We start from the raw sequence: 23625 nt of genomic DNA, 5'->3' as shown, positions 1-23625 counted from the left end.
ATTTACACTATTTGATATTAATAGAAGTTCACACAATAGGAACATTCATCCATTAAGTAAGAAAAATGTTCTCAGATAAAGTTGCTATACCTTATGGAGTATTCATGAGTTCCAATGAATCAAACAACCCGTCAATTGACAATTTAATAGGTACATATCATGAGTTGGATACATTAGGGCTAATGAACGAAGATCTCCAAAAAGGTTCTGAAATTTTAGATGTAGTGAGGAAGTTTAATCCTATGTTTAAGGATGAGGCCTGGGTTTTAAATAACTATTTACCTTTTGATAGTTGTCAGAGTGCTTTGTTTTTAGCAGAAAAAGGAAAGTTAGATAAAGCAAATCTCGCTCTTATAGAGGGAGTAACAGATGGCATTGATAAATTCATGTTGCATTTAGCTGGGGCGCCGGCGTTTAACGATCGAAAAGCTATTTTAGAAAATGCACGTGAATTATATTTACAAGGTAATCACTCTGCTGCTGTTTTATTACTACTAATAGCATTAGATGGAATATCAAATGATATAGCAAATTTAGGTATATTTGCTCAAAATTCCGATCTGGGTGCATGGGATTCTATTACCCAATATGAAGAGACATTTACTTATATCCAAGAAAACTTTCTTACCAAGAACCGAACAAAAACAAACTTGGAAGAAATCTATTTGCCTTATAGAAATGGTATTTTGCATGGTAGAGATGTAAATTTTTCAAACTCACATGTTTCCGCAAAATGTTGGAATATACTGTTCACTTTGCGCACTTGGTATATGGATAAAAAAGATGAGCCTTATAAAAAAAAGCAATTGATAAAAAAAGCGAATTTAAAAAATAAAAATGAGATATACGATCATTACTTAAATAGGTTTCAAGAGCGTTTGAATAAATCCGGATCTACTGAAGACTTCGGGGTACTTGATATAGTGACAACTTTTTTTAATAGCTGGCAGCATAAACAATGGGCAAAAATTGTTCCTCTAATGTATCACCTAGTTGGAAAACATAAAGGTAAGGCAGCACGTGAGGTTAAGGAAAACTACTCTAAGTTTGAATTAAAGGACTATAGAATTATTGGATTTTCGAATGAGAACCCAAGTAGTGCAAGTGTGCAATCTATCTTAAGTGTTTTAACTCATGGGGAGCTTAAAAAATATACTATTAATTTAAGAATTAATTATTCTTGCGATGAGCTTCTAGCAATCCCGATTGGTCACCCAAACGGAACCTGGGGAATTGTCCAAAACTCATTGTCTGAAATTCTATTTAGTGGAAGGAGATAAACTAAAACAGTGGATTGAGTTTATACATCGCAATCCACTATTTTAGTCCATTTAATGCTGTTTTAGCACTATCCGCAGACACTACAAAACCAACTACCTAAATTACTCAAGATGAGCATCATCAGGCTTTTTCGGTTTACTCGCTACTTCTGTTAAGCCATCTTCGCAATCACCGCTGTCGCAGGTATTTAAATCGCTTTGTGCTTGTTTGTCTTGTTGTAGCACATGTTTTAAATCTTCCATGCGTTGGCGCACTGCTACGCCGTAGCTGGCGTCGTCGCCCCATAATGCAGCAAGTTGTACTACTGCAGCGCGGTCGTGGTCTCTAAACAGTTTACCTGCACGCTCGGCATCTTGTTTAGTGTTACCTAGTAACTCGAGTGCTTCTACGGCAAGGTTAATAGCTGAGTCGACTGTTTCGCGGTTAAACGCATCTACTTTTAAATTAAGTAATTGATACGCATGGCGACGGTCGATTGCGCGGGCAACAATTTTAAGTTGCGGGTAGTTTTTATGGGCGAGCTTAATTATCTCTATGGTTTTATCGGGGTCGTCTATTGCTACTACCAACATTTGTGCGGTGTGCGCGCCTGCGGCTTCAAGGAGTTCTTGGCGTGCGGCATCGCCATAAAATACGGTGTTACCAAAACGGCGCAGTAATTCTATTTGGCTAGGGCTGTGATCAAGTACGGTAATTTCGTAGCCTTGAGCGTGCAGTAAGCGCCCCATAATTTGGCCAAAACGTCCGTAGCCGGCAATAATTACGTGTTTAGCGGTACTTATTTGTTCTGGCTTATCAAACTCAGGCATAGCACTGCTGCTGCGTTTTTGTATTTGCTCATAAACCATAAGTAGTAACGGCGCTATTAGCATTGATACTGCAACAACTAAGGTAACAAGACTGGTTTGCTCGGGCGTTAAAATGCTTAAGGTGGTGGTTACGCTTAAAAGTACAAAGGCAAACTCACCCCCTTGGGCAAGCGCTAAGGCAAATAATAACTGCTGTTTACTGTTAATTTTAAAGGTAACGGCAAGGGCAAATAAAATGCAGGCTTTAACTACAATAAGTAAAACCACTAAGCCTATAACGGTACTAAACTCGTTAAATAGCAGCTCAAAGTTAATTGATGCGCCAACAGTTATAAAAAACAATCCTAAAAGTAAGCCTTTAAAGGGTTCTATATCGGCTTCTAATTCGTGTCTAAATTCGCTCTCGGCAAGTACAACGCCTGCTAAAAAAGTCCCCAGCGCAGGCGATAAACCAATACTTTGCATAACCAGTGCAATAGCGACTACTAAAAAGAGTGCAAAAATAGTAAATATTTCACGCATGTGGGTTTGGGCAATGTATCTAAATAACGGCGCCGATACATATTTACCGCCGGCAATAATAGCGGCAATAACCGCAACCGAAACACATACTTGTTGCCATACAGGCCAGCCTGCAATAATCGAATCGCTGATTTCTTTTGTGCTAGTTTGCGGGGCAAATGCAAGCAGTGGCAATAGGGCTAAAATAGGGATAATTGCGATGTCTTGAAACAGCAATACCGAAAATGCGTTTTGTCCGGCTTCTTGTTTTAGCCAGCCTTTTTCTTCAAGGCTTTGCAGCACAATAGCAGTAGAGGAGAGCGCGAGCATTAAACCAATGGCGAGTGCGGTTTGCCAATGCATGGCAAAAAACCAATAACAAAATGCAAATATAGCCGCTGCCGATAACACAACCTGTAAGCCGCCAAGTCCTAAAATAGAGTGGCGTAATGTCCATAAACGCGAAGGTTGTAGCTCAAGGCCCACTAAAAACAGCATCATTACTACGCCAAATTCAGCGAAGTGCATTACATCGGTTTGATCGCCCACAACACCCAGCGCATAAGGGCCAATGAGAATGCCGGCAATTAAATAACCTAACACAGAGCCAAGTCCGACTCGTTTTGCAATAGGGACAGCTACTATGGCTGCTGCTAAGTAAATTAAAGCAATTTCTAACACGCGTTTATCCTAAGTCATTCTATTTATGCTCAAGGTATTTGAGCATAAATAGAATGACTTAGGTTCTTATAAAATACAATGATTCATGTGGCTGAAAATGCTAAATTAGTCAGTTACTTTTACTGAACCGCTAATATTATCGATACTTACATCGCCCGAGCCTGACTCAGTAATAGTCAGCCCCTTTGCATGGTTAACGCGAATATCACCCGAACCGTCTTCAATTGTTACGCTTGAGCCAATATGCTCAATGATCATGTCGCCAGAGTTATCATCAACATTAACAGCGCCGTTTATATGGCTTATTACTATATCACCCGATCCATCTTCAACGCTTAGCGAGCCGCTTATGTTGCTCACGTGCATTTCGCCAGAACCATCTTCAATAGTCGCATTGCCGCTTACGTTGTTAATATGAATACTGCCAGATCCATCGGTTAATTCTACATTACCCGCGATGTTTTCAAAGTTTACTTCGCCTGAACCATCGTCAACAGTTAGGTTTTTAGCACCGCTTATAGTTAAATCCCCTGAGCCGTCTTTTACATCAATATTGCTTTGCATAGCATTTATTAAAATGTCGCCAGAGCCATCATCAATATCTAAATTTAGATTACTTGGCACAGTAACCACTAAATTAATACTTGGAGATTGACCACTGTAAAAGCTAATACTATTACGACTTTTATTTTGGGCAACAAGCTTTGCCTGTTTACCGTCTTGCTCGAGCGTTAGCTCGTATTCGTCTTCAATATCGGCTGTGTAAATGGTGGCGTTAACACTAATGCTGGTGGCTGTTTTTGAGCCTTTTATTTCAAGTGAGCCTGCACCGCTTAACACATTTAAATATTCAAGATTATTGCTTGGCAGTGATAGCTGCTGAGTTTGCTTTACTGAGGCAACGCTTGGCGATATATGAAATACACAGCCACTTAATAATAAAATGCCGCCAATAAGTGAAAGTGGTTTTGCAATGCTTAATTGTGTTGATGAGCTCATGTTTAGTCCTTTGGTATTTATTGTTTGTATTTATATAAACAATATAGAGCAAAAATGAGGCCGAAATGTAAGCTGTTGTTTTATATAGGGTGGTGGTTTTTTATGAAAGTTGAAATACTAATAAGTGGTTAAAATAACTAATTATTATTATAAAAGGATGCGCGATGCATCCTTTTATAATTGCTCTGCTTTTATTAGGGAACTAATTAAAAGCTGTAAGTAATGTTACCGTATAAAAAACGCCCGTCTAATCCGTAAGGCGCATACGGTGTGTACGGGAATATTTGGCCAAAGTCAGAGTAACCAATGTTATCCACGGTTGCTTGTGGGTACTGATCGAACAAGTTGTTTGCACCAACGGCAAATTTCCAATATTCGTCTGGACGGTATGCCACTTCTAGGTCGGTGATCCACTTAGGGTCTAGGTATTCATCGCGATCAGCTGTAGTTGATATATCAGCGACTTCACCATAACGTGTGGCACGAAGCGTTGTTTGCCATTCGTTAAAGTTCCATACTGCAGATAGGTTCCATTTGCTATCTGGCGTGCCTTCTTCAAAGCGACCTACTTCACGACGTGCAAACACTACGTAGTCGTCACCTAGTGAGTTAAGTTCGCTTGGGTTGTCGTTTACGTGTGTTACTTCGGTATCGTTAAAGTTAGCAGCTACGTTTAGGCGTAAATCACCTAAATCGCTTAAATCTAGGTTATAAGTGGCAACTATATCTACACCTTGCGTGCGTGAATCGATAGCGTTGGTAAAGTAACGTACGCTTTCGGTATTTAGCTCACCGGCATTTTGTAGTATTTCTACTACGGCATCGCCCTCTAAGTTTTCAGACAATACAATACGGTCATCAATATCAATACGGTACGCATCTACGGTTAAGCTAAAGCTGCCTTGCGTGTACATAAAGCCCGCAGTAACGTTTACTGACTCTTCTGCATCTAGCGGCTGAGCACCTAGTGCTTGTGCTGCTGCAGAATCGGTTGGGAATAAACCAACTTCAAATGGTTGGTTGTTTTCAAGTACGGTTGATATTTGGCGGTACGAGCTTTGCGCTAAAGATGGCGCACGGAAACCGGTGCTAATTGCACCGCGCAGCGATAGGTTTTCTGTAATGCTGTAACGCGAGGCAAGTTTAGAGGTAAATGTGTCGCCAAAGTCGCTGTAATCTTCATAACGACCCGCTAAAACTACGTTCCATTTTTCTGTTAAGTAGGTATCAAACTCAACAAATAAAGCGATGTTATGACGGCTTTCGTCAGTCGCACTTTCTGGTCCAAAACCAGCAAGTACTTGCGCGCCACCGGCTGCAATTGGGTTACCATCGCTATCAAGCGCGGTGATGTAAGATGCTTCTTCGCCTTCTTCTATTTTGTAGCTTTCGTGGCGATATTCAGTACCTACGGTAAAAAATACGTCATCAGGTAAGCCTAAATCGAGAGTGGTATTGGCCGTTGCGTTTACTAAAAACTGATCGTAAACCAATGCACCGTTGTCAAATTCGGTTGGGCTGTCGGCACCTAGTGATGTATTAATACTATTTACAACACCGAAACCAAAGTCGTTGCGGCCGTAGTTGGTACTTACATCCCATGTCCAGTCGTTAGTTTCGCCTTGTAAGCCCAATGCAAATGAGTAGTCTTGTACGTCTGTTTCAATTTGCGGTAAAAAGCCATCTGGATACACTTCTAAAACGTTACGGCTGTCTTTTGCACGGCGGTAAAAACCACCTGAATTACCTTCGCGTTTTGAGTAACTACCAAACGAGTAAAGGTTTAAGCCATTATCTAAATCGTAACCCATGTTGTAAAACAAAGCGTAGTCTTCAAGGTCGGCTTTACCAAAGCGGTGGTTGTAACGGTCGATAGTAAACTCGCGTGGGTCTAGGCTGCCGTCATCAAGTTTGGCGTATTGTGGGCGCGGGTCAAAGCCTGAGCGCTGAGTTGAGTCGTTATCACGGTATTCAATTGATACGTTTACAAAACCGTTATCAGATAACGCAAAACCAGAGTTTGCACTAACAGTGCGTGTTGCACCGTCGTTTACTTCTCTGTCGCCACCGGTATTAAAGGCTAAGTCGCCGTTTGCATCTGCGTAGGTGCTGTCTAGCTGAGATACACCAGCCATTTGAGTATCGTATTTACCGTACGTTACGCTTACGCTACCGCCTTCTGAGGCATCTTTAAGTACAATGTTAATTACCCCAGCAATTGCATCAGAACCGTACTGTGCGGCTGCGCCGTCACGTAGTACTTCAACACGTTTAATTGCAGAGGTTGGGATCATGTTCAAATCAACAGCTGTAGAGCCTCGGCCAACAACGCCCGCTAAGTTTAATAGCGCACCAGCGTGGCGGCGCTTACCGTTTATAAGTACTAGTGTGTGATCGGGTGCTAATCCACGTAAAACAGCTGGTTTTGCATGGTCAGTACCATCACCCATAGTGGCACTTGGGTAGTTAAAGCTAGGTACTTGGTTTGCTAGTATTTGGCTTATTTCTAGCTGACCGGTACTTTGCATATCACCGCTGGTAATAATATCTACAGGTACGGTGCTTTCGGCAATACTGCGTAGGCTTCTGCGAGTACCGGTAACCGAAATTACTTCGATATTTTTTTCTGCTTGATTATCTTGCTCTGCGGCAACGGCCATAGAGTAAGGTGTGCTAAGTGCAGTGGTAACGGCCAAGCTAAGTGCGAGTTTATTTGCAGATAAACGCTTAAAAGTCATTAATTGTTCCCCAAGAGCTGCTAGTCGAAAAGGAGCGCATCATATAGAAGCGACTACCCTAGTGCAAAGATAAAAACTATCTAAGATATTCTAAGTTGTTAACACATAAGGTCACTGTTTACGCGCGATATAGGCGTTTGGATCGTTGTAGTTGCAATCTTGTGTCGAATGGTTGCGAATTCAAGGGAATTTTAGATAAAAGTTAGTAAGACGTAAAAAGGCCAAGCAAATGCTTGGCCTTTCAATTTTTTAAATTTAGTGATTTAAATTATTCAGGGGCAACTTCAAGCGTTGTAAATAATGCATAACGTCCTGCATCTACGCCTTCTTCGTTTACTTTAACTTTATTAGAGGTTTCGATTAGGTATAGGCCTGGTTCTTTCCATGTAATTGTAAACATACCATCTTTATCGGTTGTTACTTTTACTTCGCCACGCTCGTTACGGTAGCGTGTGTCGCCTTTTAAAATACTTACTTCAATGCCTTCACCGGCAGATTTACCATCTTGTAGTAATTGAAAACGTGCTTGCTCACCTACAAATAAATCATTTGGATGCGTTGGACCGCTAAGCTCTAAGCCTAAACCTAACTGTGCAGGCTTTGAGGTGCCATTTCGGCTTACAAATGTATCTACTGTTGAAACAACCTTCGTTGTAGTTACATCTTTTGCATTGCTAGGTAACTCGGCTTCTGTTTTTTTACCAAATACGCGCTTGCGCTTACCTTCTTCGTTTTTGTAGAAGGTCATATACATTGGCTTTTGCGTCATGGCAATATGGTAAGTACCTTGCTCTGTTAAGCTTACCGCTGCTGAGCTTTTACGCTTTAGGTAATAAGCACGGATAGTCTCAGATACTTTCTCACCGTTTGGCGCAAGTGCCATTAATAATGTGTCGTCGTACTCTGCGCCTTTTTCTTTTGGCTTAAAGGCTTTATCAGGTGCAAACATTTCGTTTGAAATACTTGCGTCAATCATTACGTAGTGAGCTTTATCGCCAGAAAGCGACGTGTGCGAAGGTAGTAACCAGCGTCCGTGTGCATTTGCTGAAGTTGACACTAAAGCAGATAAACTCAATGCGCCGATTAATGCAGTTTTTAATAAATTAATTTTCATTGTATTTCCTTAAATTTAAATGATTAAGTAGCAGCTACTTAGTGCTTACAGTGACGAAGCTTTTAGAAAACTCGTTTTTACCATCAATTGTTAGCTTGCCTGATTTAGTTAAATCAAGCTCAACACGGGTGTAATCTCTGCCGCCTTCTTCGCGTACAACTTCAATATTTAGTAAGTATTTGCCTGGTTTTACGGGGTTACCGTCTAAATCATTACCTTGCCAATTTATAGTGTAAGTACCGGCGCGTTTGGTTGCGCCGCTAATGCCGTCAAAGTTGGCATCGCTTTTACCGGCTTTACGCCACCATTGGCGTAAATCTTTAAACCACTCTGCTTTTTGCACCCAAAGTGCCAGCGTTGTAACGTGTTTGCGCTCGGGTGTTTCAAGCCAAACTGCAACGTATGGGCGGTGATACGGTTGTACATCTAAGTCGGGAAGCGTTAATTCAACTTCTAGCTGTGGTGTTTGCGCATACGCTGATGTTTGAAAAAACGCAGCTACAAGTAGTAACGTGGCGCTTATAAATAATTTAAATTTAACCATTAAGACACTCCTTTTATTTGTGGAACCCAACATAAATAAATAACCAGTGGAGTGGCGACTCCTAGTAAGGTTATCCATATTCCTGCTAAGCGTTTTTTTCTATTTTGAAATAAAATAATCATGCCGGTAATGGCAAATAAAATCATTAATACGGCCGATATATCAATTACCCAGCTCCATACTTCACCGGTGTAGCGACCTTTATGTAAGTCGCCAATAAGGCTTAAAAAGCCCCCTGTTTGGTAATCAAGGCTTAGCTCGCCAGTTGTAAAATCAAGCTCTGCGTAGGCAAATCCCGCTGGTAGTGGGTAGTCGAGCATGACAAGTGCGTCTTCTTTTTCCCACTCAATACTTTTTACTTTTGTAAGTGAATACTGCTTAGCTAAGTAAGCTTCTATTTCTGGGTAAAGCGTTGGCAGCGTATTTAGCTGTGCATTTGCTTTAGTAACTAGCTCTGCAGGAATCGTTGCGGTTACTTGACCGTTATTTTTATCGTTTTTAAGCCAATCGACGTGATTAAGCACAATGCCGCTAACGCAAAATAAAATAAGCAAAAAAAACAAAGCTGTAGAAATATAAATATGTAGAGCACGGCTTGTACTATACAAAGCCCGCTTATTAATAAACGACATAAAAACAGTTAATAAATTAAATTTACAACATGATAATGATTTGCATTAGCTATTACAAATTTACTTACTTATCTTTACATAAAAACTTTGAAATAAAGGTGGTATGCAGGTAAAAAATGAATATTTAATGCTTAGGAGGGCTGGAAGGTCTTAATATAAGGTAAATCATTACCGATATTTCTATTGCTGCAACAAGGTAAATAACCCAAATAGGGGCGGCTGAATAAAGTAAAAATATAAACCCTATTAGCATGCCAATAGCGGCGTAGCATTTGGCTTTAACGGGAACTACTTTGTGGGCTTGCCATTGCTGCAGAGTTGCACCGTAACGCGGGTGGTTTAACAGCCACTTTTCAAGCTCGGGGGATGAGCGAGTAAAGCAGGTAAGCGCCAAAATAAAAAATATAGTGGTAGGCATAACGGGCAGCACAATACCTATGATACCAAGCGCAACAAGTAACAAGCCAAGCGCTTTAAACCATAAGTTTTTATAACAAATAAACACTGCTTTTATATTCACTTAGGCTCTTTTTAGGCGTGTTATGGTATCTCTAATTGTAGGCTAAATAGCTATTAATTCGAAGCTTAAAATCAATAAAAAAGGGCAAACTAAGTTTGCCCTTTTAAAAAATAAATGCGGTTAACAGTTTAGAAGTAGTAACCAATATTTATGTTGAAGCGACGTTCTGTATCACCATCACCAATAATTGTTCCGCCAATAAATGGCTGGTTACGTGCTTGAATAAAGTCGAAGTAACTAAAGAAACCACCTGCAGCAACACTCATACCCGTTACGTTCATCCATGTATCTGCGCTATCGTCAGACTTGTCATAAATAATGCCGTAATCGTTGTAAAATTGAATGTCGGTAACTGGGCCCCAATCAAGCGAGTAATTATAAGCAACGTTAAAGTTAGTCATAGTTGCTTCGCTAGATACAGTGTCATAATACGCATACGCACCAACAACAAAGCGGTCGCTGCTGTCGTCTAGATCGTAGTCGTATTCACCGTGTTGAAATTGGATATTCCAGTTGTTAATTGTGCTATCAACATGAAATGCCCATGCACCGTAGTTACCAGCACGATCGTTACCGTCATGTAAGCCACCACTTAATAGTGATACACCCACATCGGTAGTTATATTTTTGCTGTGCTCAATTTGATACGTCGCACGCCCGGCAAACGTATTGTATTCACCTATGCGAGAGCCTGGTGCATCGTATGTACCTTCCTCTGCTGAACGACTACCAATAATGTCGTAAGAGTAACGATGGTTAATATCTGAAGAGCCACCGTCTATACCACCTAGCTCATCATTTTTGAAAAAGCCTAGGTCTAGTTTCCAGTTATCTTTAAGTTTACGTTTTACTACTACACCTAAATCAAAATCGTCTTCTAGACCTACGTAATAATTAGTACTGAAAAAGTAGCTGTGTGAGTTGTATGGGCCATTACCAAAAGGCACGGGTGCAATACCTGCTTGTCCTTCCCAGCCATCTGCAAACTCGTAACCTAAGTAAGCATACTTAACAACGGTCATGTAATCGTAAAAACGTATTTCGCCGTTAAGTGAAATATCGTTAATCTCACCAGATACATTTATACGGAAAATATCAAAATCAAAATCGCCACCGCGATCTTGGGTATCTTCATCGTATGTGTTGGTGCTGTAATTAAAGCGTATTGCTCCACCAACTTTAATGCCTTCATCTTTTTTCTCAGGTTCAGCTGCGGCAACTTCAACTACTTTTTGATCAGATTTTTTACTGATGTTTGCAACTTGTTGTTCGTGCTGCTTATTAATTTGCTGTTGTTTTGTTTTTTCATCAGCTAACTTATTTTCAAGCAATTGCATTTGTTGCTTTAGCTGTTTAAGTTGGCTTTGTAGTGTGTCTAGATCATCAGACGCATAAGAAGTGCTTGTAACACCACCTAGGACTAGTGCTAGTGTTAATTTTGAGAGTTTAGTCATAATAGCCGCTCTGCTTGTGATTAAAAAATAAAAAATTCAAGACGTCAAAAAACGCCTTACGTTTAGAGTAAGTACAAAACTATGTATTTTTTTTATTGTTTATTCTTTAGGAGCTTGAGTAAGTGCACCAACTTCTAGAAGGGGCGATGCATCTAATTTATCTGCATCCATCATCGCGGCTACACGCTGCATTGATGAGAGTAAAAGGCTCTGTTCCCACTCAGCAAGCGCAGAAAACTTTTCAATAAAGTGTTCTTGCAATGGCTGAGGTGCTTTATCAAGTAACTCTTTTCCTTTCTCGGTGAGGTATAAGCTCACTCTGCGTTTATCCATTTGACTGCGTACGCGTGTTACTAAGTTTCTGCTTTCTATTCTGTCGAGAATATTGGTGACCGTTGCTGGGCTTAAATTTACGTTTTGAGCAATACGGCTCGCCGTTATCCCATCGGTTTTTTTAACTTCTTGCATTATAAGCAATTGTGGGCCAGTTAAACCCGAAGTTTTATTTAGCTGCTTAGAATGTAAGTCAATCGCGCGGATCACTTTACGTAAAGAAACCAATAACTCGTCATATTTTTGCATTTGCTTATCTCATCGATGGGGCGGTAGTTTGCCGTAATCGCGAAATGTTACACATCAAATAAATTGAATTCAAACAATATATTGCACATTAGGCCGCTTTTGTTGGTTTTTAATAGTTAGAGCAGTAACTAATGTAAAATTATATTGTTTAAATTATAGTAAATTTTCTTAGCATCTTGTGTGCATTAAGTTGCGCACAGTACGTATGTTGTGAATAATTGGCAAGTCTTATTGTATAGACTTTAGTATTATTCATTTACAGCTGTTAGTACAAAGTAATTGTTTGTGAGTTTACTGTATATATATTAATCGGCAATGAACAAATTCAGCAATCAATATTTAATATCAATAGCGTATACTTTAAGCATGCATTATTGTTTATATGTAAACATTAAAAATCTTTAGTATCAGTATTATAGGGAAGGGTATGAAATTATCGCCATCAGTTAGCATTGAACAAAGCGAAACCGGTCTTGAGTTCATTAAAGTAGCTAGTGCAAAGTGCGATGCAAAAATATTCTTGCAAGGTGGGCAAATTACCCAATTTACTCCTAAAAATAATGAGCCGCTTATTTGGGTATCACAAGACGAAACCTATCAAGAAGGGGCAAGTATCCGAGGTGGTATTCCTGTTTGTTGGCCGTGGTTTGGTACACACGCTAACGATGGGTGGCCTGCTCATGGTTTTGCGCGCACAAGCGTGTGGCAAGCCGATGAAGTACACGAATCTGATGAGCAAATTACGGTTAGTTTAAAGTTACCTATGAAGCTAGTTAATACAACGTATTGGTCGCATCAGTCAGCATTAAAAGTGGAGTTTATATTAAGTGATAAGTTACAGGTTCGCTTAACTACGACTAACTTAGGAAATACGCCATTTAGCTTTACTCAAGCGCTGCATACCTATTTTCCTACATCAGACATTACAAATACCCATGTTGATGGTTTGCAAGGCGCGCAATATATTGAGTTTAGTGAAGGGCCATTTGTGCAAAATGACGTTGTAAGTTTTGAGCGCGAAACCGACATGATTTATACACAAGCAAGTGCAGTACAAACAATTAATACGCCAGAAGGTGTTATTAATGTGAGTCGTGAAAATTCAAACTCGTGTGTACTGTGGAACCCATGGATAGAAAAATCAAAACGCTTATCTAACTTTGCTGATGATGAGTATAAAACAATGCTCTGCCTAGAGGCTGCTAATGTACTGACAGATAAAGTAACGCTTGAGCCAAAGCAAAATCATACATTAGTAACCACCATTAGCTGGGCTAATTAATAATCCCGATAGGATGCAATTGTGTTTAACAATCAACAAATAATGGATTTACCAGCGCATAGCGCCATTAATTTTAAGCCTTTAGCTGACAAGGCCTTATTACATACTCAGCTTAACTGGCTTACATTTTATATTCCGTTAATTGGGGTACTTATTGCGGTTTGTTATTTTAACGAAGCTTTTGCTGAGAGTGCGCAAACTTACTTGCTAATTGGTATGCCCGTTTTAGTAGCTGTTTCCATGTTGTACAACATGGTTAGCATAAGGCTGCAGGGTTTTGCGGTACGAAACCATGATATTGCTTTTAAAAAAGGCGTTATTTGGCAACAAGTAACGGTATTGCCTTTAGCGCGAGTACAACATATGGAAATACATCAGGGGCCAATAGAGCGAAAGCTTAGCCTTGCGAGCATCAAATTATTTAGCGCAGGCGGCGTAAGTGCCGATTTACAAATTAGTGGGTTAACCCATGATGATTGTAAAAATATGCGCCAATTTGTACAAAACTACCGTCAAGACGATACGGCTCCTCAGGCGGTTTTAGTCGATGAGTAATAGTATTATTGAGGAGCAAACTAGCTCAAATGATTGGCAAAAAGTATCGTCTTGGGCGCTTTTATATTTTGTTGTGCATTTTAGTGTGCGCTTTGTAAAAGATGGCCTTTTAAACTTGCTGCCTATGTTTGTAGTGTTTGTTACTCAAGTAGAAAATAAATTATTTTGGGCGCAAGTTGTAGGTGGTATTGCGCTGATTTCATTGCTTGTTTACTCATTTTTATATTATTTAAATTTTAAGTTTTGTATTAGTAGTGATAACGAAATATTGCTTAACAAAGGCGTATTTAAAAAAGAGCGACTTACGCTTAAATTTGGCCGTGTACAAAACGTTAATATTGCCGAGCCATTTTATTTTACTCCCGTAAGCTTAGTTAATTGTATTTTTGATGCTGCAGGCAGTGTGTCACAAGAAGTTGTTTTACCTGGTGTCACTAAAGACTACGCGCAGCAAATGCGTAAACAGATATTTGCTTTTAAAGCGCAGCAACAAGAAGAAATACAAAGCACTGAACAAAGCGAAGCAGACACTACTGAAAACAGCCTAAGCATTAGCAATAAAGAAATCGCCAAATTTGGTTTGATGTCGAATATGGCTATTTTAGCAATCGCTGCTTTTGCGCCATTTATAAACCTGATTGTTGATTTTTTAGAGAAGCAAATTATTGCTAAAGTAGAAGGCTTTTATGAGCAAGAGCTTGGCATGCTGGCAAGTGCTGCTACCTTTGCGATGATCACCTTAATTATTTTATTAATTTTGGTGGCCGTTATGTTATCTATGACTATGTCGCTTATTCGTTTTTATAATTTTGAGCTTTATTTTAAAGGTCAAAAATTTAAACGTATTGCAGGCTTGTTAGAGCGCCATCAGCTTTCGATGAGCATGGATAAAGTGCAATCTATTGTTATAAAGCAAAACTTAATGGGCCGATTACTAAAGCGATTTACTGTGGAGTGTTTGCAAGCAAGTAGCGGTGGTTTAGTTGCAGGTGTTGCGGCTAAACAAAATAAACAAACCTTAGTGTTACCTGTATTAAATAGCGAACAAGTTGATAGTGTATGCCAATGGATTTACCCATGGTTTAATAGTAAAAAACTCGCTTTTAAGCGCGCAGAGCGAGCGCTTTTATATAAAAACTTAGGCTTTTATGCACTGTTACCTAGTGCATTGGTGTTTGGTTTTTGTTTTATTGCCGATATTAATACTTTGATTAGCCTTGGCGTTCTGGTGGTTTTTTCTGGTTTGGTAACCTTATCGTATCAGCGTTATGGTTATTACATGCATGAGGATAATGGTCGATTTTACATGGTTGTACGCAAAGGCATGATTGGCGTTCATTACCGTGTTTTTGAACTTTATAAAGCGCAAAGTGCACGCAGTATAAGTACGTACTTAATGCGCAAATCAGGCTTGAAAAGCCTATATATACAACTGGCATCAGGCTTTGCATTTATGCCTTATATAAAGCAGCAAGACGCTGACTTTATTATCGATTTTACAATTAAGCAGATTGAGTCAGATACTCGCAGCTGGATGTAATACCCCCTCATTAAAAAAATAAGGCACGTGTAAATACACATTTGCACATGCTTTATTACACTTTCTTACTGCCCCTGAAAGACATTTAATAATACCCTAGATGGTATTAAGGAATTCTTTTAGGGACACTCATGAAAAAAACACTTATCGCATCGGCTTTATTACTAGCAGCACCGAGCTTTGCAGCCGATTGGCAAACTATTCATACTGAACATTTCAACATTCACTACAATGTTGAGCATGCTGATTTTGCTAAATCAACTGCAACAGAGCTTGAAATAGTACGCACCAAAGTGCTTGAGCAGCAAAATAGAGCACTTGATAAAATAGTTGATGTAGTGGTGTTTGATCCCCTAAATGCAGCAAATGGCTTTGCGCTACCTACCTCAAGTAACCCTGTAATGGCACTTTTTACAACCCCACCACAATCCGACACAGTTATATCAAACAGCTCTGGCTGGCAGCAGTTACTTGTGTTGCATGAATATATTCACTTAGTGCACTTAGCACAGCCTACACGCAATGACTGGCAGCAAAAAGTACGTGGCATATGGGATTTATACGACTTAACCTACAGTGATACGCCGCGTTGGGTAGCCGAAGGTTATGCTACTCTAATTGAATCTAAAATGACGGGTCGTGGACGTTTGTTTGATAACTACTCAGAGTCAATACTGCGAGAATTTGCTCAACAGGGCGCACTGCCAACGTATGGGCAATTAAATGGCGAGCAGGGCTTTATGGGCGGCTCAATGGCTTATTTAATGGGTAGCCGCTTTTTAAATTGGTTAGAGAAAAACTATTCAGAACAAACGCTCGATAGCGTATGGACGCGAATGCAAGGTGTAAAAACGCGTAATTTTGATGAGGCATTTAGCGGTGTGTTTGGGCAAAGTGCAGCCAAGCTATATCGCCGATTTATAGCTGAATATACCTATAAAGCAATACAAATAGAGCAAGGGGAGCCGTTACTTAATAGTGAACTTTGGCTTGAGCTTAACTTATATGCAAGTAACCCAGTACTTTCAAAAGATGGTAGTAAAATTGCGATTGTTGAGCGAGATAAAGAGAGTAATACCAAGCTTATAATTTATAGCACGGATGACAACATTAAAGCGCAAGAAGAGTTTACTAAAGCGCAAAAAGAGCTACTCGAAAACGATGCACAAGATATTCCCGATACAGCGCCCAGTGTGTTTAAGCGCGAACAAAAACAAGTGCTTAATCAAATTAACCGAGCCGGTATTGCAAATCCTCAATGGGTAAATAGCACAACGTTATATTTCAATGCGTACAGCAATGAAGAGTCGGGAATTTATAACAAAGTGTCTGACATATTTAGCTATAACATTGAGACAGGCAATATCGAACAACTTACCGAACTTGCTGGTATACGTCGTTTTAACGTAACCAGTAACGGCGAAACCTTGTATGGCGAGCAAATAAGAGATGGTTACTCTGAATTAGTAAAGGTTGATCTAAATACGCAAACCATCACACCATTATTTACAAAAAGCCTTGAGACAACCTACGATTACCCAATACTCAGTCCTGACGAAACTAAATTAGCTTATTTATCAACGTCATTAAATGAAAATTGGCAATTGTATATACAAAATGTAGGTGGCAATCAGCAGCAATTAATACCTATGCCAAACGGGTATCAATATTTAAGTCAGCCGAGCTTTAGTCTTAATGGCGAGTCACTTTACTTTGTTGCAGGTTTAAATAGCGCCACCGATATTTATAACTACAACATAGAGAGTAAAACACTCACCAAGTTAACCCAAGGGCAAGAGGCCGTTGCCCACCCAATTGAAATGGCTGATGGCTCGTTACTCTATTTTTCGATAACCGCAGATGGGCCAAATGTAAAAACACTGCCAAAAGCTATAAAAAGCACTGTAGTTACTGAGTTTGCGGCCAACAAAAAAGCACCGCTGCTAATAGTAAACGAACATACGCTTCCAAAAGCTGAAATATATACGCACCAAACAACGCAGCAAACAAATTACAACGTGCTCGACCAGCACGCTACCTTTGCGCTTGGCTCTCAGTATTATTCGGCTTCAACAAGTTTGTTAGATTTAAGCATTAAAAGTAGCGACTTATTAAAGCAGCTCGACTTGCAGGCGGGATATAGCACTGATTTACACGATGGGGCACTGCATGGTGGTTATGTGCAGGCAAAATATAATGCGCTTGATGTAAAACTGAAACTTGCACTGTTTGACTATGATTTAGATACATCGCGCCAGTATCAGCAAAGTCTAAGTGCAGGCATGAATGCCCGTGGTGGTTTTGCCGCAATAAGTTACCCCGTTAAATTTGGGCAGTTAAATTTAACGCCAGAGCTTGCCTACAATTACACTGATTACAAGCAAAGCCATAAAAATTGGACGCGTTTAGGCGTTGCTCAAAATTGGCAATATGATCGTCAAGACTTTGCAATAGGCCAAAGTATTTATGCCAGTTGGTACGATGGCAGTAGTAAGAGCAATAGTTGGCAAGGTTACGATTTAGCCGCAAAAATTTTTGGTAAAGCGTTTGGTATTCCTCTTTATGCAAACTTTGATCAAAAACAACGTGACGACAGGAGCCTTGCATTAGGTGGCTTTAGCTCAAATCTTATTAATCAGCAGCAAAATAGTGAATATGTACTTTCATCGGAGTTACCTTTTTACAGTGCAACAGCTGAGCGTTACCAAGGTTATGGTGGTGGCTTTAGCTTTAAAGAAGGCATGCCGTGGCTTTATTATAAGCAACATCAACTTGACGACACCGTATACGCACAAAGCTACGGCTTAAAATACCAAGGTGACTTTAGTTTTGGAATGGGGCCTGCAGGTGTAAACGATTTAACGTTTAATATGGGGCTATCGCGAGTAGAAGGCGACAGTTTTGAAGATGAAATGCGAGCGTGGTTAAGCTTTTATTATTCACTTTAACGTTTAAAGTTAACTGCGCTTTGGCTAAGTTACTTCTCCATCTGTAAAGACAGTAACTTAGCCTGATATACATCGTGCTTTTGATCATCTCGTTCAAACTTAATTGCCTTTTCCAGTAGGTTTTTGGTTTGTCGAGAGTTGCCTTGTTGGTAGTGAATTTTAGCTAGCTCTAAATATAACTCTGCAATATACGGCGCTTTTGCAATTGCTTGTTCAAGGTGATTTTTAGCTTTGCCTATCAGCCCTGACTGCAAATCGTTTTTAGCGACTACGAGTAGCTCATAAGGATCTTTTTCTTTATTAACTAACTGCTTTGCTAATTTTTCTGCTAGTTCATTTTTCCCCAGCTGTTTTGCTAAAAGCTGATAATTACTAAGTAAGTTAATACTCAATACTTGATTATTAAAAGCGGTTTCATAAATTAACTCTGCATTTTTCACATCGCCAGCACGGCGATGTAAAATACCCGCTATATTAAATAATTCAGGGTCATTAGGGGTGTACTTGTTTGCTTGTAAAATAAGTGAGTAAGCAATATCAAGCTGTTTGTCTGCCAATGCTGTTGCAGCTAAATTACTATAAAACTTAGAAACTAAATCGTTATAATCTGCGCTGCTTGAATAAAAACTGCGACGAGTAGGGAAGTAGTCAATTAAAGTGCCAGCTCTAAAAAACTCAATAATATTACCATCTTTTTTCTCTATTTTTGGGGCGTATACTCTTGTTCTAAAGTGGCTTGCTACATAAACAACATTATTTTCTTTTGCATATATGGGCTTACTTGTTACTTCTTGAAAGCTTGTTTCTAACCCAAGAGCTTGTGCGTAGCTTTGTGTTAAAATGGCTAAACTAATACAATTACCTTGTGAAAGCTCTAAGATTTGAGCTGAAGTAAGTGTGTCACCATGGTATTTAAGTAGCTTTCGAGGTAATTGTAAATAATATGGTCATCACGGATTTGAGATAGTTTTTGGTTTTCGGCATAGACTAAAAACTTTTCTTTTTCATCATCTGGCAGCTCAAAAATACTGCTTTCAGAAGGAGTGTCGAGCTTTTTGAACAAGGAATGGTTAAATAGTTGTTCAAGCTGCACTTGTTGTTCTACTTGTTGAACATTAGCTGTTTTACATCCAACTAAAAATAAATAAGTAATACAGACTGCTATTTTAAAAAACATCATAAACCCACTCCATTGTTAAATTTTACATTACAATGTGATGGGTTTTTAATCAAGCACTTGCTGTGCTGCGTTTATTAAAACGGTTTTTTTGTGATTGTTTTTTACGTCTACGGCGAGTAAACCATAAGTAAAAACCAGTACCTGCTAGCCACACTGGGCTTAAACCAATTACGCACCACAGTATTTTACTTATTAGCCCTGCAAAGTAGCCAAAATGAAGCTTTCTAAAGCTATCAATTACCTGCCAGCCAACGCCTGCTTCGCGAATATCCCAGTTAGCTATGTGCTCGCCTGTTAGCTTGTTATAGCTAACCGTATTGGCATACTCACTAGCAAGTGGGTTGGCGGTATCGACTTCGCCAAATAAGGTAATATTTTCGTCAGGCTCTAGCGGCATAACTAAAAACGTACCGTTAAAAGTGGGGATTTGTTTTTTACTGTCATCAAGTATGCGTTGAAACGAAATATCGCTACTGTGCAGGTTTTTGGTTAGTACAAAGTGCTCTTCCTCTGCGTGTTCAATAACTTCGTGATACCACACTGCCCAGTTAAAATAGCCACCTGTGATCGCTAAAATAATAATGATGGGAGATCCAATAACCCCCGTCATTTTATGAATGTCGCTAAGTACAATTTGCAATGTGGCATGCCAGCGCACACTAAATAGGCGCTGCCAAAATTTACGATAAATAATAAGCCCAGTTATACCTAACACCAATAAAAACAACGCAAAAAAGAAGCCTAGTACAGTACCGGTTTGCCCTGGCAGGTTTTTAAAGTCGTTAAGTAAAAAGGTGTAATGTAGTTCTAAAAACCAATCAGTAAAATAATGGCTGGTGCCTACAGGCTCAGACAAAATATCACCCGTATATTGGTTTAAATGAAACTTATACCATTGTTCTGTGCCGCGTTTTACTAAGTAAACCCGATCAGCAGTATCATCGTTAAATATTTCCCAACTACCTACTACATATTCAGGGTAAGCATGCTCTGTTTTTGTAATTAATTTGTCGATTGGCATGCGCTCTGGCAGTGCTTTTACAACAAAATGGCTGTTTGGCATAAGTAAGCCATCTATTTCACTTTTAAAAACTAATACGCTCCCTGTAATACTAATAACAATCAACGGAATGATAGCTATAAGGGCGATCCAACTGTGAATTTTAAAAAGAGTTTTTCTCATAGATAGTTTTATATATTGCAGCTAATGACTTGCTTATGATAACAACTATCATTTTTATTTAATAGATCGTGAGAGTGCTTTCTATTAAACAGGCAAACTGTGAACTTAATTCTACGGTTTTTGTATACCCAGCTTGCCAGTACCTAAAATAAGAATGTCTTATTTAGTTGAGTTAAATTTACGCGGCTCTACAATGCCGCGCTCATAGTAAAAGCCTTTTAAAACATATGTTTATTAAATGTTTTTATTTCCATGTTTAATTAACACTTATGTAACGAGCGAGGTTGCTTTGGCGCATTATTTGCCTATATTGTCTTCATTTATTTTGGTTTTTAGTTTTTTACCATTACTAAACAAAATTCGAAAAAATCGTAGTGTCTCAGGTCTATCACTATTGATGATGACGTTTGGATTAGCACAAAGCCTTTATTTTATAACCTACAATATGTACTTTGAGCGCTATTATATTGCATTACCATTTATTGTAACTGGTGCGTTAAGCGGACTTATTTTGTATTTTTTCGCACGTTATAACGCAGCTAAACGAGAGCGTGTGCAGTTGATAACCATGTTGGGCTTTTCGTTACTGCCTTTTTCACTGCTTTTGAATTCGAACCTAGATACTGCAACGGTATTAAGCGCCTTAACATATGTTGGGCTGGTGATGAGCTCGGTACGTGTTATGCCACAAACTTATAAAACACTACGCACGGGTAATGTAAGTAATTTAAGCGCACGCTACTTTAGCCTGCAGTTTATTGCAGGTATTTGCGGCTTAGTTGTTGAGCTTACAACGGCTGCTCCAAGTACTGCGCATTTACTTATGTTTATTATGCTATTGCTTACCAATGCAGTGCAATTTGGTTGTATGCAATATTATAGAATGCGGCCTGTAATGGCTTAAAAATAAGCGACCTAAGTTCCTATTTAGTCCATTTTGTGGCAAATTACTTTATCAAATAAAGGGATAAAGTATGAATTGGAATCAGTTTGGTTATATTTGCCGTGTTAATAGCTCTAAAACACTAAGTGCAGAGAAAAAAGATGAGCTAAGTACACCGCCGTATTTAGACGTTTATATTAATAACGGTGTACGTAGCAAATTAGCAGATGATTTAATCTCAAAAATTGCATCTCAAGATGAAGCAACTTCGCAAAAAAAAGCTACGTATTATCAATGCTTGCCAGAGTTAATTAACGAATTTAAGTTTGAGCACAAGGGCTGGCTTAGTTACTTAACTATTGTATTTGTTATTTATTTTTTATCCTCTTTGTTGTATCAGTTTTTTGTTGTCCCTGCCTTTGTAGAAATATATAGCACGCATACAGTGTCTTTAAACCATACTTTTGATGATTATTTTACTTACTGGTATGTTCCAATCATTTTACTTACTTTATTGCTGAGTGTTATTTTTACCATTATTTTAAAGCTTAAAAATGCGAGCGCTCTAACAGAGCTACAGCCTTTTTCGGGTTTATTTAAAATACTAATTCCTCGTCAATTAATTAATCAGTACAACTCTTTAACTACCACCCTACTATTCCCCATTACTATTAAAGAAGGTATTGAAGCCTCTACACCTCAAACCCAGCACTTAGCTATATGCGAGCTGCTAGGTTTAGAAACCCAAGAAGAATTTAAAGTGTTATTAAAGCAGCAGCTAAAGTTACTTAATACACATATTAAAAGCTATATAAGTAAGCTCGTTATTGTTTATGGTTTAGTCATTGTTGTGTCAATTTACTTATTTGTGAAAGCAGCTTATCAACCACTATTTATGTTAGGAGAAGCATTATGAAAATGAAAGGATTTACGTTAATAGAGTTGATGGTGGTGGTGTCTATTATTGGTATTTTAGCTGCGGTTGCGCTACCTCAGTATAGTAAGTATTTACAAAGAGCCGAATTAGTTGATCCACTTGCAATGGCTGCTGCCATCCGAGAAGACGTTACGGTTTATTATCTTGAAAACAGGCGGTTTCCAACAAGTAACGAACAAGCGGGTGTACCAGCAAGTAAATTTTTGATTGGCAATCGGGTAACGGGTATTACAGTTGATAATGGTGCTATTCATATTAGCTTGGGCAATAAAGCTTCACAGCCTCTACAAAATACAATTTTAACATTCAGACCGGCAGTTGTAACTGGGAGTCCTACAAGCCCAATTGCTTGGTTATGTGGGTTTGACGAGCCGGTAACGGGTATGCAGGCGGTTGGCGATAACAGAACAACAGTACCAAAAGAAATTTTACCTTCAGCATGTATATAAAAGTAATTAGGGGACTAAAGTGCAATTAACTATTCACCAAATAGATGCGTTTACGAGTGAGTTATTTAAAGGTAACTATGCTGCAGTGATCCCACTTAAAGCGTGGTTAAGTGACGATTTAATGCTAAAGATTGGCGCTGAGAATAACGTATCTGAAACGGCTTTTACCTGCCTGAAAGACGATGGAAGTTTTGCTATTCGCTGGTTCTCGCCGTTAATGGAAATCGATTTTTGTGGTCATGCCACACTTGCGGCAGCGTATGTTTTATGTGAAGAGCATAACGTGTCGCAAATTTGCTTTATTGCTGATGCGGTGGGTGAGCTAATCGTTAATAAAAACAACGATGGCAGCTTTGCAATGACCTTTCCTAAACAAGCACCGGTTGAGGTACAAAATGCGCCACAGCAATTGCTTGATGGCCTGTCTATACAACCGAGTAAAGTGCTTAAAAATCGCCAAGCTTACTTTGCTATTTATAAAAACGCCGATCAAATACTTAAATTAAAAACTAACTCTGAACTTTTAAAAACGCTTTATCCACTTGATGTAGTGGCGACAGCTCCTAGCGATGAATATGATTTTATATCTCGTTATTTTTGGCCTGCAAGCGGTGGCGACGAAGATTATGTAACGGGTTCTATTCATACAGGCTTGGCACCTTACTGGGCGCAGCAATTGGGTAAAACTACGCTAAGTGCTTATCAGGCTTCAAGCAGAGGCGGGCATTTGCTATGTGAAGTGGGTGATACAACAGTCACTTTAACAGGTCATGCTGTGCGCTATTTGCAAGGTATAATTTATTTGTAAATGCG

At 39.2% G+C, this 23625-nt stretch carries 19 protein-coding genes and 1 pseudogene; 9 read left to right on the top strand and 11 right to left on the bottom strand.

Going from position 1 to position 23625, the window contains the following annotated elements:
* Positions 1 to 104 precede the first annotated feature (104 nt).
* Positions 105 to 1280: a hypothetical protein gene (locus I6F53_RS09535; protein WP_197239378.1), complete on the top strand. Its 1176-nt coding sequence runs from the start codon at positions 105 to 107 to the stop codon at positions 1278 to 1280.
* Positions 1281 to 1382: 102 nt separating this feature from the next.
* Here I6F53_RS09535 and I6F53_RS09530 read toward each other — a convergent pair whose 3' ends face one another.
* The 9 genes from I6F53_RS09530 to I6F53_RS09490 form a co-directional block, all read right to left on the bottom strand.
* Positions 1383 to 3272: a monovalent cation:proton antiporter-2 (CPA2) family protein gene (locus I6F53_RS09530; protein ID WP_165741773.1), complete on the bottom strand. Its 1890-nt coding sequence runs from the start codon at positions 3270 to 3272 to the stop codon at positions 1383 to 1385.
* Between the two features lie 105 nt (positions 3273 to 3377).
* Positions 3378 to 4271, bottom strand: coding sequence for a hypothetical protein (locus tag I6F53_RS09525; protein ID WP_197239377.1), 894 nt, complete (start codon positions 4269 to 4271; stop codon positions 3378 to 3380).
* A 206-nt stretch (positions 4272 to 4477) separates the two neighbouring features.
* Positions 4478 to 7009: a TonB-dependent receptor plug domain-containing protein gene (locus I6F53_RS09520; protein ID WP_197239376.1), complete on the bottom strand. Its 2532-nt coding sequence runs from the start codon at positions 7007 to 7009 to the stop codon at positions 4478 to 4480.
* Between the two features lie 268 nt (positions 7010 to 7277).
* Positions 7278 to 8123 (bottom strand): DUF4198 domain-containing protein, encoded by an 846-nt coding sequence (locus I6F53_RS09515; RefSeq protein ID WP_166419518.1) that lies wholly within the window; start codon positions 8121 to 8123, stop codon positions 7278 to 7280.
* 34 nt (positions 8124 to 8157) lie between these two features.
* Positions 8158 to 8667 (bottom strand): DUF2271 domain-containing protein, encoded by a 510-nt coding sequence (locus I6F53_RS09510; protein WP_166419519.1) that lies wholly within the window; start codon positions 8665 to 8667, stop codon positions 8158 to 8160.
* Entirely contained in the window at positions 8667 to 9299 is a 633-nt protein-coding gene (locus tag I6F53_RS09505; protein ID WP_166419520.1) for a PepSY-associated TM helix domain-containing protein, read from the bottom strand. The genes I6F53_RS09510 and I6F53_RS09505 overlap by 1 nt, the downstream gene beginning before the upstream one ends.
* Positions 9300 to 9423: 124 nt before the next feature.
* Positions 9424 to 9819, bottom strand: a complete 396-nt coding sequence (locus tag I6F53_RS09500; protein WP_197239375.1) for a YbaN family protein — start codon at positions 9817 to 9819, stop codon at positions 9424 to 9426.
* A gap of 128 nt (positions 9820 to 9947) precedes the next feature.
* Positions 9948 to 11273 (bottom strand): hypothetical protein, encoded by a 1326-nt coding sequence (locus tag I6F53_RS09495; protein WP_007580455.1) that lies wholly within the window; start codon positions 11271 to 11273, stop codon positions 9948 to 9950.
* A gap of 99 nt (positions 11274 to 11372) precedes the next feature.
* Positions 11373 to 11855 (bottom strand): MarR family winged helix-turn-helix transcriptional regulator, encoded by a 483-nt coding sequence (locus tag I6F53_RS09490; protein ID WP_010554531.1) that lies wholly within the window; start codon positions 11853 to 11855, stop codon positions 11373 to 11375.
* Positions 11856 to 12282: 427 nt separating this feature from the next.
* Between I6F53_RS09490 and I6F53_RS09485 the strand changes: the two genes are divergently transcribed.
* The 4 genes from I6F53_RS09485 (at position 12283) to I6F53_RS09470 (ending at position 18180) form a co-directional block, all read left to right on the top strand.
* Complete coding sequence (locus tag I6F53_RS09485; RefSeq protein ID WP_197239374.1) at positions 12283 to 13137, top strand: D-hexose-6-phosphate mutarotase; 855 nt, start codon at positions 12283 to 12285, stop codon at positions 13135 to 13137.
* Positions 13138 to 13158: 21 nt separating this feature from the next.
* Positions 13159 to 13692, top strand: a complete 534-nt coding sequence (locus I6F53_RS09480; RefSeq protein ID WP_197239373.1) for a PH domain-containing protein — start codon at positions 13159 to 13161, stop codon at positions 13690 to 13692.
* The gene (locus I6F53_RS09475; protein WP_197239372.1) at positions 13685 to 15232 is read left to right on the top strand and encodes a PH domain-containing protein; all 1548 of its coding nucleotides are present in this window, start codon (positions 13685 to 13687) and stop codon (positions 15230 to 15232) included. The genes I6F53_RS09480 and I6F53_RS09475 overlap by 8 nt, the downstream gene beginning before the upstream one ends.
* A 131-nt stretch (positions 15233 to 15363) precedes the next feature.
* Entirely contained in the window at positions 15364 to 18180 is a 2817-nt protein-coding gene (locus I6F53_RS09470; protein WP_197239371.1) for a TolB family protein, read from the top strand.
* 29 nt (positions 18181 to 18209) lie between these two features.
* On the opposite strand, the pseudogene I6F53_RS09465 reads toward I6F53_RS09470, so the two are convergent.
* A pseudogene (locus tag I6F53_RS09465) lies at positions 18210 to 19360 on the bottom strand (tetratricopeptide repeat protein).
* Between the two features lie 49 nt (positions 19361 to 19409).
* The gene (locus I6F53_RS09460; protein WP_197239369.1) at positions 19410 to 20543 is read right to left on the bottom strand and encodes a PepSY-associated TM helix domain-containing protein; all 1134 of its coding nucleotides are present in this window, start codon (positions 20541 to 20543) and stop codon (positions 19410 to 19412) included.
* A gap of 289 nt (positions 20544 to 20832) precedes the next feature.
* Between I6F53_RS09460 and I6F53_RS09455 the strand changes: the two genes are divergently transcribed.
* The 4 genes from I6F53_RS09455 to I6F53_RS09440 all read left to right on the top strand — a co-directional run bounded on the left by I6F53_RS09455 (position 20833) and on the right by I6F53_RS09440 (position 23620).
* Positions 20833 to 21447 carry a SemiSWEET family transporter gene (locus tag I6F53_RS09455; RefSeq protein ID WP_197239387.1) on the top strand — a complete coding sequence of 205 codons (615 nt, stop codon included), beginning with the start codon at positions 20833 to 20835 and terminating at the stop codon, positions 21445 to 21447.
* A 70-nt stretch (positions 21448 to 21517) separates the two neighbouring features.
* Positions 21518 to 22342: a hypothetical protein gene (locus I6F53_RS09450; RefSeq protein WP_197239367.1), complete on the top strand. Its 825-nt coding sequence runs from the start codon at positions 21518 to 21520 to the stop codon at positions 22340 to 22342.
* Positions 22339 to 22812: a pilin gene (locus I6F53_RS09445; protein ID WP_197239366.1), complete on the top strand. Its 474-nt coding sequence runs from the start codon at positions 22339 to 22341 to the stop codon at positions 22810 to 22812. The genes I6F53_RS09450 and I6F53_RS09445 overlap by 4 nt, the downstream gene beginning before the upstream one ends.
* Positions 22813 to 22831: 19 nt before the next feature.
* Complete coding sequence (locus I6F53_RS09440; RefSeq protein WP_197239364.1) at positions 22832 to 23620, top strand: PhzF family phenazine biosynthesis protein; 789 nt, start codon at positions 22832 to 22834, stop codon at positions 23618 to 23620.
* Positions 23621 to 23625 lie beyond the last annotated feature (5 nt).

Source organism: Pseudoalteromonas sp. SWN29, from assembly GCF_015864465.1.
Taxonomy (GTDB): Bacteria; Pseudomonadota; Gammaproteobacteria; order Enterobacterales; family Alteromonadaceae; genus Pseudoalteromonas.
The sequence above is the reverse complement of the archived record's forward strand: the minus strand, read 5'-3'. Positions and strand labels throughout refer to the sequence as shown.